Source organism: Streptomyces sp. NPDC037273, assembly GCF_055603625.1.
This window is the reverse complement of record NZ_JBVJVO010000006.1, coordinates 186988-198970: the sequence shown is the minus strand read 5'-3', so window position 1 is coordinate 198970 and position 11983 is coordinate 186988. Positions and strand designations below refer to the sequence as shown.

The window sequence follows — 11983 nt, the reverse complement described above, 5'->3', positions numbered from 1 at the left end:
GCTCAGCCGATCTTCACGTTCTTGTCGATGGTGGTCTGGTCGATGTCGGAGGTGCGGACGGTGACCTGGATCTTCCACTCGCCCGGCATCGGGATCTGGACGCCGCTCGCGCTCCAGTGTCCGGTCTGGATCCGGTCGGGGGCGACGGGCAGCGGGCCGACGTCCTTCGCCTCCAGGGTGAGGGCCACCTTGATCTCCGGGACGTCCAGGGGCTTGCCGTTGGGGCGCTCGACGAAGATGTGGAGCCCGTTGGCGCCGGTGCGGCCGGGGTCGAGGCTGAGCCGGACGACGCCCTTGCCGTCGACGCCCCCGGTGTCGAAGGGCAGCCGGATGTCCACGGGCCGGTCGGGCACCGCGGCCGGGCCGGCGGACGTGGCACCCGACCTCCCGGCCTCCTCCTCGGTGCGGCCGGGCTCGGTGGAGGTGAGGATCGTGGTCACGGCGAGCAGCACGACCGCGACGGCGGCCTCGGTCAGCACCGAGCGGCGCAGTCCCGCCCGCTCGGGATCCGCGTCCCGCTCCCGCTTCCGCCGCGCGGTCGCCACGGCGGCCCGCTGCCGCGCGAGCTGAGCGGCCCGCTCAGGACCGACCTCCTCCGCGAGCCCCGAAGCCTCGCCGGCTTCCGAAGCGTCGCCGGCCTCCGAAGCCTCGCCGGCGTCCGAAGCCTCGCCGGCGTCCGAAGCCTCGGCGGAGTCCTCGGAGGCCTCGGAGCTCTCGGCGGGAGTTGCGAGGCGTTGGGTCCAGCGGCGGGAGGTCCAGGCGATGCCGACGAGGACGGCGACGAGGCCGATCTTGACGAGGAGGAGCTGGCCGTAGCGGGTGTCGGTGAGGGCGGACCAGGAGCCGACCTGGCGCCAGGACTGGTAGAGCCCGGTGGCCGCGAGGACGGTCACCGAGCCGAGGGCGACCGTCGAGAAGCGGGTGACCGCCCGGCGGTCGAGGGACGGCGCCCGGTAGAGGGCGACGAGGAGGACGGTGAGGCCGCCGAGCCAGGCGGCCACGGCGAGGAGGTGCAGGATGTCGACCGGCATGGCGATACCGGGCTGGATCCCGGTCGAGGCGTGCTCGGCCAGGGCCCAGGTGCCCGCGATGCCCGCGGCGACGACGGAGCCGCCGATGGCGAGACCGAAGGTGAGGTCCTTCTTCTCCTTCGGGTCGGTGCGCCGGGCGAAGGCGCCGAAGAGCACGGCCACGAACAGTGCGGCCGCGCCGAGCAGCAGCAGCCGGGAGGTGAGGGCCGCCCCGGTCTTGGTCTCCAGGACGGCCTTCAGACCCGCCAGGTCGAAGGCGTCGGAGAGCTCGCCGGAGCCGGTGTACGGGTTGCGCAGGAGCAGCAGCGCCAGCGTCGCTCCCGTGAGGGTCAGCCAGGCCCGTACGACCGTCTGCTGGACCGGCCGGACGCTCGCGCCGCGCGGCCAGCAGGCCAGGACGAAGGCGCCGCCGCCGACGAGGACGGCGAAGGCGGCGTACGAGAGGTAGCGGGCGATGCCGTAGAGGACGCCGACGGGACCGCCGCCGACGTTCCGGTCGGGCAGCGCGACCGAGGTGGTGGAGGGGGCGCCGATGGAGAAGGTGAAGGCGCCCGCGATGGGGTGGCTGTCGGCCGAGACGGTCTGCCAGGCGACGGTGTAGGTGCCGTCGGGCAGCCCGGCGCGGAGACCCACCCCGTACCGGACGACGGAGCCGCTGCACAGGTCCCGGATCTCTCCGGTGTCGGCCCGCCGGCCCGCCGGGTCGAGGACCCGGATCGAGTCGGCGCTCATGGCCACCTGTTCGGAGAAGGTGAGGTTGACCTCCTTGGGGGCGGTGGCGACCACCGCCCCGTCCTTCGGGTCGCTTCCGGTCAGCGCCGCGTGCGCGGAGGCGGGCGCGGCGCCGGCGAGGAGCGTGCCGAGGAGCGCGGCCGCGAGGACGAGCAGCCGGGCCAGGGCGGTACCGAGGCGCGGGGCGGTGGTTGTCATCTCTGAGTCACTCCGTCAACTCTGGGCAGGCGTCGTCAACGAGCTCAGTGCTGCTTCGGGTTGTGGTTGGGAGCCTCGACGGGGACGTCGACCGTGATGGGGTCGGACTTCTCGAAGTGCAGCTCGATGCTGACCTTCTCGCCCTGCTTCGGCTTCTTCTTCAGCTCCATGAACATGATGTGGTTGCCACCGCGCGCCAGGGAGAGCTCGCCGTTCGCGGGGATGTCGAAGGACTTCACCTCCCGCATCTTCTGGCTCTTCGTCTCGTGCATGGTGATGTCGTCCGAGAGCGGGCTGGTGACGGAGGTGAGCTTGTCCGCCGTGCCGCCGTCGTTCTTGATGGTGAGGAAGCCGCCGGCCATGTCCATCACCGGCTGGGGCATGAACGCGCCGCTGACCTCCAGCTTCGGCTTGTCGTTCTCCGAAGAGCACCCGGTCAGCGCGAGCGAGGCGGCCAGGGCCACGGCGGCGGACAGGGCGGTGGTGCGGCGGTTCACGGGTTCTCCCCCTTGATGAGCTTCGGCAGGTCCTTGGCGTAGTCGTCGATCGACGCGTCCTCGCCGTACAGGACGTAGCCCTGGTCGGTCGTGGGCGAGAAGGCGACCACCTGGGCGCCGTGCATGGAGACGACGTTGCCGTTCTCCACCTTCGGCGGGTCGATGCCGATGCCGATCTGGCGGGCTCCCGCCTGGATGGCGGAGAAGTCGCCGGTGAGACCGGTGAAGGAGGGGTCGCCGGCGGCGGGCAGCCACTTGGCGAGCTCGGCGGAGGTGTCCCGCTCGGGGTCGGTGGTGACGAAGACGACCTGGAGCTTGTCCTGGTCGGCCTTGGGGAGCTGCTTCTTGGCGATGGCGATGTTGCTCATCGTCATGGGGCAGACGTCGGGGCAGTGCGTGTAGCCGAAGTAGATGAGGGTCGGCTTGCCCTTGGTGCGCTCGCGCAGGTCGTACTTCTCGCCCTTGGTGTCGGTGAGGACGAGGTCGGGCTTGGTGAACGGCCGGTCGAGGACGGTGGCCGCCTTGGTGGATTCGGTGCCGCCGGTGACCTCGGCGACCGGCCCGGAGGCCTTGTCGTCCTTGTCGCCGAGGCCGACGGCCGCGGTGAGGCCGATCGCCGCGGCGATGGCGACGGCCGCGATGACCAGCGGGGTGCGCCGCCCGGGCCGGGACGCGCTCGTCCCGGGCGTCTTCTCTTCAGACATGGTGGTTCTTTCGTTCTGGGTGAGGGCGCGGCCGTCAGGCGGAGCGGCGGCGGCCGGCGAGGACGCCGAAGGCGACACCGGCGATGCCGACGAGGATCCCGACGACGCCGAGGATGCGGGCCGTGGTGTCGGTGGACGAGGGCGCGGCGGCGGTCTCCTCGTGGCCGCCGGCCTTGTCGTCGTGCCCGTGCTCGGCGTCGGCGGAGGCCGAGGCGGTGGGCTTGGTGCCGCCGCCGTGGTGGTCGGCGGAGGCGGCGGAGAGCTTCAGGACGGGGGCCGGGTTCTGCGGCTCCTCCGCGCCCTCCTTGGACTCCTCGATCCAGCGCACGACCTCCTTGTTGTCGTACGTCTGGATCGCCTTGAGCACGAGCTCGTCGGTGTCCTCGGGCAGCTGTCCGAGGGAGAGCGGGAACTGCTGGAACTGGCCGGGGCCGATCTTCGAGCCGTCGGCGGTCCAGGTCACCTTGGAGACGGCCTCGTTGATCGTCTTGCCGTGCAGTTCGAGCGGCTTGTCGAGCTTGCTCTTGGTCACCTCGGCCTTCCAGCCGGGGATGGGCTGCGGCATGACGGAGGCCAGCGGGTGGTCGAGCGGGAAGTTGACCTCCAGCTTCACGGTGGAGGCGTTGTCGCGCTCGTTCGGGACCTTGATGTTGACGGTCGCGTAGCCGCCCTTGGCGGCCTCGCCCTGCGGCTGCACGCTGACGTGCGCGAAGGCCGTGCCGGAGAGCAGGACGACGGAGGAGAGGGCGATGCCGCCGGCGAGGACGACCCGGGAAACCGAAGAGGAAACGGAAACGGTCATGGCAGAAGACACTCCAGCTCGGAGGAAGACGGGTGAGTCCGGCACGCCGGGGGACAGGTGTCCCGCACGGGCGTGCGGACGGGCGCGGTCCCGCTCCTGGTGAGCGGTCCGCGTCAGGCTGCGAGGACGCAGTCGGCGGCCGGCGGGCCGCGTCTGATCACCGTGTTCCTGAGCGCCTCGGCCACCGGTGGCGGCGAGGAGTCGGAGGCCGTACGGACGGCGGGACGCGGTCCCGTCCGCGGATCCGTCGGCAGCCCCGCGAGCAGAGCCCGTACGAGGTGGAGCGCGGCCCGCAGCGAGCGCACGAGGGCGCATTCGGCGAGCTCCGTGGCGCCCGGCGAGGAGAGCTCGACGAGCCGGCGCAGGGCCAGGTCGCCGCGGCGCAGCAGCCAGCCGGTGGCCAGGGCGGCGAGCAGGTGCCCGAGGAACATCGGCAGGCCGGGCAGCAGCTCACCGGCGGGTGCGGTGGCCGCGTGCGCGGTGTGCGCGTGGGCGCCGGCGGCCGGGTCGAGGCCTGCCGCCGTGACGATCCGCCCGGCCTCGGCCGGGGTGAAGGAGGCGGGACCCGCGCCGCAGACCAGCCGGGCGGCCGTCCGCAGCAGCGCGTCGTCGGCCTCTGGGCTCAGCGCAAGACGGTGCTGTCCGAGTCCGAAGAGGACGTGCAGGCCGAGCTGCCCGCCGGTGAGCGCGCCGACGACGAAGCCGAGGGAGCGCTCGCGGCCGGTGAAGAGGACGGTGGTCCCGAAGACGCCGAGGAGCCCGGCGACGAGGGTCCACAGGGCGATCCCCGCGCAGGCGGCGAGCGCGTGGCCCAGCGCGGACAGCACGACGCAGACCGCGGTGAACACCGCGGCCCTCAGCAGCCGTGGAGCGAGCGCGGGGGCAGACATGGCGGGCCCATCATCGCACCAGGGACCGCACCGCCATGAGCCAGGTCCGGAAGGTCGCTTGTGGGCGCCTTCGGGACGACATACACCGGCGCACGGCCGGTCGCATCCGCCGAACGAGTGCTCTTGACGCCTTCGCGTGCTTACGAAGGGTTCCGTCCGGCAATAGGTATCGGTATGTCGAGCCGCTGCCGGGAGGCTGGAGCATGAGCATCTGGTGGTCACTCCATCTGCGGCGGGAGGCTGCGAGCGTGCCGCTCGCCCGGCGGCTCCTGCTGGGCACGATGGAGACGGCGGGCGTCGACCCCGACGTGTCCTACGACCTGTCGGTCGCGCTGACCGAGGCGTGTGCGAACGCGGTGGAGCACGGTGGCGGAGGCGCGTCCGGCGCACCGGGCGGGACGCCCTCGGAGGCGTACCGGGTGACGGCCTATCTGGACGGCGAGACCTGCCGTATCGAGGTGGCCGACGCGGGACCGGGTTTTCCGGGCTTTCCGGGGGCCGGGGTGCCGTCGGCGCCGTCGGAGGACGCCGAGCACGGCCGGGGGCTGCGGCTGATCGAGGAGCTCGCCGACCACGTCCACTTCGGGAACCGCTCGGGCCGTGGCGGCGCCGTGGTCAGCTTCGACAAGATCCTCAAGTGGCGCGACACCCCGTCACTGCTCATGGCCTGAGGTACGGGGAAGGGCCCCCGCCGGTCGGTCGGCGGAGGCCCTTCGCTTCCAACGTACGCGGAGGTCAGCCCTTCAGCGCGGCCATCCACGCCTCGACCTCGTCGGAGCGGCGCGGCAGCGCGTCCGACAGGTTCCGGTTGCCGTCCTCGGTGACGAGGATGTCGTCCTCGATCCGGACGCCGATGCCCCGGTACTCCTCCGGCACCGTCAGGTCGTCGGCCTGGAAGTACAGGCCCGGCTCGACGGTCAGGCACATGCCCGGTTCGAGGGTGGTGTTCACGTACATCTCGGTGCGCGCGGCGGCGCAGTCGTGGACGTCCATGCCGAGCATGTGACCGGTGCCGTGCAGGGTCCAGCGGCGCTGGAGGCCGAGCTCGAGGACGCGCTCGACCGGGCCCTCGACGAGGCCCCACTCGACGAGCTTCTCGGCGAGGACGCGCTGGGCGGCGTCGTGGAAGTCGCGGTAGGCGGCGCCGGGCTTCACCGCGGCGATGCCGGCCTCCTGCGCCTCGTACACGGCGTCGTAGATCTTGCGCTGGAGCTCGGTGTACCGGCCGTTGATCGGCAGGGTGCGGGTGATGTCGGCGGTGTAGAGCTCGGTGGTCTCCACGCCGGCGTCGAGCAGCAGCAGGTCGCCGGAGCGGACGTCGCCGTCGTTGCGCACCCAGTGCAGGGTGGTGGCGTGCGGGCCGGCGGCGCAGATGGAGCCGTAGCCGATGTCGTTGCCCTCGACGCGGGCGCGCAGGAAGAACGTGCCCTCGATGTAGCGCTCGCTGGTGGCCTCGGCCTTGTCGAGGACCTTCACGACGTCCTCGAAGCCGCGGGCGGTGGAGGCGCAGGCCTTCTCCAGCTCGGCGATCTCGAAGTCGTCCTTGACGAGCCGGGCCTCGGAGAGGAAGACCCGCAGCTCCTCGTCGCGCTCGGCGGTGACCTTGTCGGTCAGCGCGGCCTCGATGCCGGCGTCGTGGCCGCGGACGGCGCGGACGGGGCCGGTGGCCTCCGTGAGGGCGGCGGCGAGCTCGCGCACGTCCTTCGCGGGGACGCCGAGGAGCTGCTCGGCCTCGGCGAGGGAGTGGCGGCGGCCGACCCACAGCTCGCCCTGGCCGTCGAGCCAGAACTCGCCGTTCTCGCGGTCGGAGCGGGGCAGCAGGTAGATCGTGGCCTGGTGGCCGTCCTGCACGGGCTCCAGGACGAGGACGCCGTCCTGGGTCTGGTCGCCGGTGAGGTACGCGTACTCGGTGGAGGCGCGGAAGCTGTACTCGGTGTCGTTCGACCGGGTCTTCAGGTTGCCGGCCGGGATCACCAGGCGCTCGCCCGGGAAGCGGGCGGAGAGCGCGGCGCGGCGCGCGGCGGTCTGGTCGGCCTGGGCGATCGGGGCGAGGTCGCGCAGCTCCGTGTCGGCCCAGCCGGACTTCATGTTCTCGGCCAGCTCGTCGGAGACGCCCGGGTACAGGCCGTTCTTCCGCTGCTTGATCGCCTGCTCTTCGGTCGTCTCTTCCGGGGTCTCCGGCGTGAGCTCCTCGGCCACGGGTCTGCCTCCTCTTGGTACGACACTGAACCCCCACCATCGTACGGTCGTACGGAAGGGGGCCCAGGGCCGGAAGGCCCATTACCGAAGAGTCACGTTCCGCTTACACCTATCCCGGTCGCCCGTCTCAGTCGAAGCGCGCGGCGAGCAGGACGACGTCCTCCCCGTCCACGGCGGGGTCGAGGCCCTCGGGCAGCAGGGTCCGCAGGACGTGGTCGGCGACGGCACCCGGGTCGTCCCGGTCCGCCTTCGGCACGCTCGAGGCGGCCGCGTGGAGCCGCGCGAAGGCCCGGTCCATGGCGTCACCGGTACGGCGGAGCAGCCCGTCGGTGTAGAGAAGCACCGTTTCTCCGGGCGCGGGGGACAGCTCCACGCTCGGCGCCTCCCAGCAGGAGAGCATCCCCAGCGGGGCCGAGAGCGAGGTCTCGACGAACTCGGTCCTGCGGTCGCCGATGACCAGCGGCGGGGCGTGCCCGGCCCCGGCGAGGACGATCCGGCGCTGCGCGGGCTCGGCGTACGCGAAGAGCGCGGTCGCCGAACGGGCGGGCTCGGTGAGCCGCAGCAGCAGCTCCAGGTCGGACAGGACGGCGACCGGGTCCTCGCCCTCCATCACCGCGTACGCCCGCAGCGAGGCGCGCAGCCGGCCCATGGCGGCCAGCGCGCTCGGCCCGGTGCCGGAGACGGAGCCGACGGCGAGGCCGAGGGCGCCGTCGGGCAGCGGCAGCGCGTCGTACCAGTCGCCGCCGCCGAGCGGCCCGGTGCGGTGCCTGGCGGCGAGCTGGACGCCGGGGACGCGGGGGAGGCGGCTCGGGAGCAGCTCCTCGGCGACGGTGGCGACCTGGACGCGGGCGCGCTCGACCTGGAGCAGGCGGGCGAGGTGCTCGGTGACGAAGCGGCCGTAGAGCCCGATGAGGTGGCGCTGGCGCTCGGTGGGTTCGGCGGGCTCGTCGTAGAGCCAGACGGCCGCGCCGAGCCGGCCGGCGTCCTCGGTGGCGAGCGGGAGGGCGTAGCTGGCGGCGTAGCCGAGGCGGGCGGCGACCTCGCGGTGGCGGGGGTCGAGGCCTTCCTCGGTGCGGACGTCGCGGATGGCGATCGGCTCGGGGAGGCGCTCCGGGTGTCCGGGCTCGGGGAGGCCGTCGAGGATGCGGCCGTAGCTGGTGGCGCCGCGCGGGACGGTCTCGATGGTGCCGAGCTCGGCGTGGGCGAGGCCGAGGCCGATGGTGGTGGCGGGGCCGAGGCCGTCGGCCGGTTCGAGCACGGCCATGCCGCGGCGGGCGCCGACCAGGGCGGCGCCGGCGCCGAGCGCCTCGCGGAGGGCCTCGTCGAGCGAGGAGGTCCTGATGAGGCGCTCGGTGAGTTCGTGGAGGGTGGTGAGGTCGGAGACCCAGGCGGCCAGCCGGTCCTGGATCAGCGCTCCGGGCGGCGGGACCGCGTCGGAGGGAGCCGCCGCCGCGGGGACTCCGGGGAGGGGCGCCGTAGTGTGCGGGGGCCCCGGAACCGTGGCATCGATTCCAGCCACTTTCGGCATGTGCGGGGCACTCATGTCAGTCGGCTTTCCGACCGGTGCGTTTGACGCCATAGCATCGCAAACCCCCATGTCATTCCGAGCCGCTCGATGCATCCACATGTACACGCACAAGAGGAACGATGTCCAGCATTGTCCCCACGGGACTTGTGGTGTCCGTGGGGTCGTGCGAGAGGGTTGAAGTGTGCGGGAAGTTGGCCGAAAATTGTCCCCGGTGTGCACCTTTTGCGGTCGACTGGCGTCGTTTGAAAGCGCGTCATTCCGAGCGTGCTGGGTACGTAATCGGTGACAGGCAGGGGCAGTTGGAGCTGCCCCGGAACGTGACGCGGAACCCCGGCGTCTTTCATGCCGCAGGCCGCACCCCCATCCCGAGTGGCGGGGAACGTGTTCCGACCCGCCCCCGGCGACGGCCCGGCACCACCTGGTTCTGACCTGGCTCCACCTGGTTCCACTCGGTTCCACCTGGTTCTGACCGGCTCCACCTGGTTCCCCGGCCCGGCCGGCCCCGCTCGGACGCGGGGCGCAAGCCCGCCGACCCGGTACGCGCTGATACGCACGGTGAAGTGTCCTGCACATGGTGTGATGTGGATGGATTCGGCGTTCAACGGAAAGGAACGAGCGCTCATGCGCGAGATCCTCGGAAGGCGACGCAGGCTCCGGTTCCGGCGCAAGGCGAGGACCGCCCGGCTCGACGCGGCGGTCGCCTTCGCCGTCGAGTGGGACTGGCCCGTCCTGCCGGGAGCGGGCCTGAGAACGACGACGGCGGGCCCGCGGACGACGGCGGGCCTGAGAACGACGACCCGGACGGCCGCCGGCGCGGTCTGCGCCTGCCCGGACCCCGACTGCGCGGTCCCCGGCGCGCACCCGTACGAAACCGGGCTGCTCGCGGCCACCACCGACGAGCGCATGGTCCGCTGGTGGTGGACCAGGCGCCCGGACGCCCCGGTGCTCCTGGCCACGGGCCACCGCGCGCCCTGCGCCGTCAGCCTGCCCGCCGTGGCCGGCGCGCGGGCCCTGGCCGCGCTCGACGCGAGCGGCATGCGGCTCGGCCCGGTGGTCGCGACCCCGACCCGGTGGTCGATCCTCGTCGCCCCCTACGGCCTCGAACGGCTCGGCGAGCTGCTGTACGCGAAGGACAGCGTGCCGAGCTCGCTCCGGTTCCACGGCGAGGGCGGCTATCTCCTCCTGCCGCCCTCGGTCACCGGCGCCGGCCAGGTGCGCTGGGAGCGCGCTCCGCTCGCCGGCTCCGCCCGCCCCTGGCTGCCGGACGTCGAAGCGGTGGTCGACGCCCTCGTCGAGGCGAGCACCAGCACCCCGGGCGGCGGCAGCCGGCTGACGTACTGAGCAAGGGGCCTCCGGGGGCGGCGGCGTACTGAGCACCGGGCCCTCCGGGGCCGTTCGACCGCCGCCGGGCGCTCGGCCATTCACCCGAACGGGTGTGTCCTGGACCGACTTGTACGGGAAACGGGCGCGCGGCAGGCCGGGGGGCCGCCGCCCGCCGCTATGTTCACCTGACCGTTCAAGATCTCCAGCACGGCAGGAGCAGGTGGGTTCCGCATGAGTCCGGTGAACCTCCGCGTGGTCGGACTCGGGACCGCCGTCACGGTGGCCGTCCTGCTGCCGCTCGTCGCCATGGCGGGACCCACGGGCGACCCCGTACGGCCGTCCGGACCGGAGGACGCCAAGTCCGGCGACCTGCTGCGGGACCTCGGCCTCGGACCCCGTACGGCCGCCTCGCCCGCCCCCGCCCGCGTCGCCGCCACTCCGGCGGGTCCCGAGCGGGTCACGCGATGTGGTCCGGAACTCGCCTCCCCCGAGGGCGTGGAGGCGCAGACCTGCGTCCTGAGCGAGGGCCCCGACGTCTGGGCGCGGACCTACTACCGGAACGCGGCGGGACAGGATCTCGACGCGTTTCTGACCCTCATGGCCCCCGGCGGACGGACCGTCCAGGTGCGCTGCCCGGTGCCCGCGCAGGACGAGCCGGGCACCTGTGAAACGCCCCCGGAGCGTGCTCGCGGCAAGGCGGGGGCCTATACGGCGGTGGCGGAATTCGCGGGCACAGGCGAAGGCGCGGAGACCCCGCTGCTGCTGCGCGCGGGCAGCAACACGGCGGACAGCGAAGGAAGTTGAGCGTCGACGCTCCGGCCCTGCCGGGAGCGGACATGGAAAGGCCCGATCGCTGGCGACGGGGGATGCACCAGCGACCGGGCTTCCAGAACGGTAACAAGAGATCTGCTGTTCGCAAATTCGATCTCGGTTATTCGGACAGGGATTTACCCGTCCTCCGACCGCGTTGTGGCGGAAGTCACCGACTGGTCGGTCTGTCAGTCACCGATACCACGTGGGGTATCAGCTGAGAGTCACCTGACGGTTGGTGAGGCCACCGCGCAGCCGGCGCTCCTCCGCCGTGAGCGGAGCGTCCGACGCGAGCGCCGCCGCCAGCCGCTCGGCGAACTCGGCCGCCGGCTTCTCGCACTCCTCCGCCGTCATCGACGTCGGCAGGTCCCACACCGGCACCATCAGGCCGTGGGCCCGGAAGGAGCCGACGAGCTTGGTGTCGCCGCCGAGGGAGGTGCCCTCGCCGGCCTGGAGGCGCGCCAGCGCGTCGAGGAGCTTCTCCTCCGGGTGCGGCATGACCCAGCGCAGGTGGTTCTTGTCCGGCGTCTCGCACCAGTACGCGGAGTCCACGCTCGTCAGCTTCACGGTCGGGATCGCGGCCGCGTTGGCCCGCTCAAGGGACGCGGCGACCTCCGGGTCGGCGCCGTCCGCCGACTGCGGGATCCAGAACTCGAAGCCCGTGTGGACCTCGGGCACGAAGGGGGCGTCCGCGTCGAGCAGCTCCTGCAGACGCGGGCCCTCGGCCGGCACCCGGCGGGCCGGGACCGGGGTGCCCGGCTCGACCTCCAGGGCGCGCTGGAGCGTGTCGGCCAGATCGCGCGCGAGGTCGCCGGAGGTGGAGTCGTTCTGCAGGGCGAGCAGGACGGAGCCGTCGTCGCGGCGCAGCGCCGGCCACGCCATCGGCAGCACCGTCGCGAGCGTCACGGACGGCACGCCCTCGGGCAGCCCGCCCTTCAGGGTGAGCGGCACGGTCGCGGCGGGCACCAGCTCGCGCAGCGCGACCCAGTCGCACTCGCCCGGCAGGCCCTCGAAGGGGCGCTGGACGAGCTCGGTCACGGCGTGCGCGGCGGCCCGGCCGTGACACGCCTTGTAGCGGCGGCCCGAACCACAGGGGCACGGCTCGCGGGCACCGACGACCGGGATCTCCCCGCTCGTGACCTGTGCCTGGCCGGCCTTGCCGGCCTTCGTCTGGGGGCGCTTCTTGGCCATGGTGTGGCTTTCTCCCGATCGCGGCGTGCTGTTGCGTGCTGTATCGGCCGCGAGCCTAGCCGCACCGGACCCGACCGC

At 72.8% G+C, this 11983-nt stretch carries 11 protein-coding genes; 3 read left to right on the top strand and 8 right to left on the bottom strand.

Translation table 11 applies throughout. The features are described 5' to 3' along the window. Window positions 1-2: 2 nt before the first annotated feature. From ACZ7G1_RS18435 to ACZ7G1_RS18415, 5 genes are all read right to left on the bottom strand, one after another. Entirely contained in the window at window positions 3-1961 is a 1959-nt protein-coding gene (locus tag ACZ7G1_RS18435; RefSeq protein WP_470882221.1) for a copper resistance CopC/CopD family protein, read from the bottom strand. 44 nt (window positions 1962-2005) lie between these two features. Then, window positions 2006-2458 carry a copper chaperone PCu(A)C gene (locus ACZ7G1_RS18430; protein WP_470882223.1) on the bottom strand — a complete coding sequence of 151 codons (453 nt, stop codon included), beginning with the start codon at window positions 2456-2458 and terminating at the stop codon, window positions 2006-2008. After that, the gene (locus ACZ7G1_RS18425; protein WP_470882225.1) at window positions 2455-3162 is read right to left on the bottom strand and encodes an SCO family protein; all 708 of its coding nucleotides are present in this window, start codon (window positions 3160-3162) and stop codon (window positions 2455-2457) included. The genes ACZ7G1_RS18430 and ACZ7G1_RS18425 overlap by 4 nt, the downstream gene beginning before the upstream one ends. 34 nt (window positions 3163-3196) lie before the next feature. Continuing rightward, window positions 3197-3964: a YcnI family copper-binding membrane protein gene (locus tag ACZ7G1_RS18420; protein ID WP_470882226.1), complete on the bottom strand. Its 768-nt coding sequence runs from the start codon at window positions 3962-3964 to the stop codon at window positions 3197-3199. 113 nt (window positions 3965-4077) lie between these two features. After that, window positions 4078-4854, bottom strand: a complete 777-nt coding sequence (locus ACZ7G1_RS18415) for a hypothetical protein (protein WP_470882228.1) — start codon at window positions 4852-4854, stop codon at window positions 4078-4080. Between the two features lie 203 nt (window positions 4855-5057). Between ACZ7G1_RS18415 and ACZ7G1_RS18410 the strand changes: the two genes are divergently transcribed. Then, entirely contained in the window at window positions 5058-5525 is a 468-nt protein-coding gene (locus ACZ7G1_RS18410; RefSeq protein ID WP_470882229.1) for an ATP-binding protein, read from the top strand. Between the two features lie 64 nt (window positions 5526-5589). On the opposite strand, the gene ACZ7G1_RS18405 is transcribed toward ACZ7G1_RS18410, so the two are convergent. Together ACZ7G1_RS18405 and ACZ7G1_RS18400 are read right to left on the bottom strand one after the other, a co-directional pair. Further along, window positions 5590-7053 carry an aminopeptidase P family protein gene (locus ACZ7G1_RS18405; protein WP_470882231.1) on the bottom strand — a complete coding sequence of 488 codons (1464 nt, stop codon included), beginning with the start codon at window positions 7051-7053 and terminating at the stop codon, window positions 5590-5592. Window positions 7054-7180: 127 nt separating this feature from the next. After that, window positions 7181-8632: a PP2C family protein-serine/threonine phosphatase gene (locus ACZ7G1_RS18400; protein WP_470882233.1), complete on the bottom strand. Its 1452-nt coding sequence runs from the start codon at window positions 8630-8632 to the stop codon at window positions 7181-7183. 570 nt (window positions 8633-9202) lie between these two features. Here ACZ7G1_RS18400 and ACZ7G1_RS18395 point away from each other — a divergent pair. Then, window positions 9203-9922 (top strand): bifunctional DNA primase/polymerase, encoded by a 720-nt coding sequence (locus ACZ7G1_RS18395; RefSeq protein ID WP_470882235.1) that lies wholly within the window; start codon window positions 9203-9205, stop codon window positions 9920-9922. Window positions 9923-10135: 213 nt separating this feature from the next. Then, entirely contained in the window at window positions 10136-10708 is a 573-nt protein-coding gene (locus ACZ7G1_RS18390; RefSeq protein WP_470882237.1) for a hypothetical protein, read from the top strand. A gap of 219 nt (window positions 10709-10927) precedes the next feature. Here the strand turns inward: ACZ7G1_RS18390 and ACZ7G1_RS18385 are convergent, their stop codons facing one another. Then, a complete protein-coding gene (locus ACZ7G1_RS18385) occupies window positions 10928-11905 on the bottom strand; it encodes a DUF5926 family protein (RefSeq protein ID WP_470882239.1) in 978 nt (325 codons plus the stop codon). Window positions 11906-11983: the final 78 nt, after the last annotated feature.

Coding starts and splice junctions, on each gene's coding strand:
- ACZ7G1_RS18435 (WP_470882221.1), bottom strand. CDS start 1,961: ATGACAACCACCGCCCCGCGCCTCGGTACCGCCCTGGCCCGGCTGCTC.
- ACZ7G1_RS18425 (WP_470882225.1), bottom strand. CDS start 3,162: ATGTCTGAAGAGAAGACGCCCGGGACGAGCGCGTCCCGGCCCGGGCGG.
- ACZ7G1_RS18420 (WP_470882226.1), bottom strand. CDS start 3,964: ATGACCGTTTCCGTTTCCTCTTCGGTTTCCCGGGTCGTCCTCGCCGGC.
- ACZ7G1_RS18415 (WP_470882228.1), bottom strand. CDS start 4,854: ATGTCTGCCCCCGCGCTCGCTCCACGGCTGCTGAGGGCCGCGGTGTTC.
- ACZ7G1_RS18410 (WP_470882229.1), top strand. CDS start 5,058: ATGAGCATCTGGTGGTCACTCCATCTGCGGCGGGAGGCTGCGAGCGTG.
- ACZ7G1_RS18400 (WP_470882233.1), bottom strand. CDS start 8,632: ATGGCGTCAAACGCACCGGTCGGAAAGCCGACTGACATGAGTGCCCCG.
- ACZ7G1_RS18395 (WP_470882235.1), top strand. CDS start 9,203: ATGCGCGAGATCCTCGGAAGGCGACGCAGGCTCCGGTTCCGGCGCAAG.
- ACZ7G1_RS18390 (WP_470882237.1), top strand. CDS start 10,136: ATGAGTCCGGTGAACCTCCGCGTGGTCGGACTCGGGACCGCCGTCACG.
- ACZ7G1_RS18385 (WP_470882239.1), bottom strand. CDS start 11,905: ATGGCCAAGAAGCGCCCCCAGACGAAGGCCGGCAAGGCCGGCCAGGCA.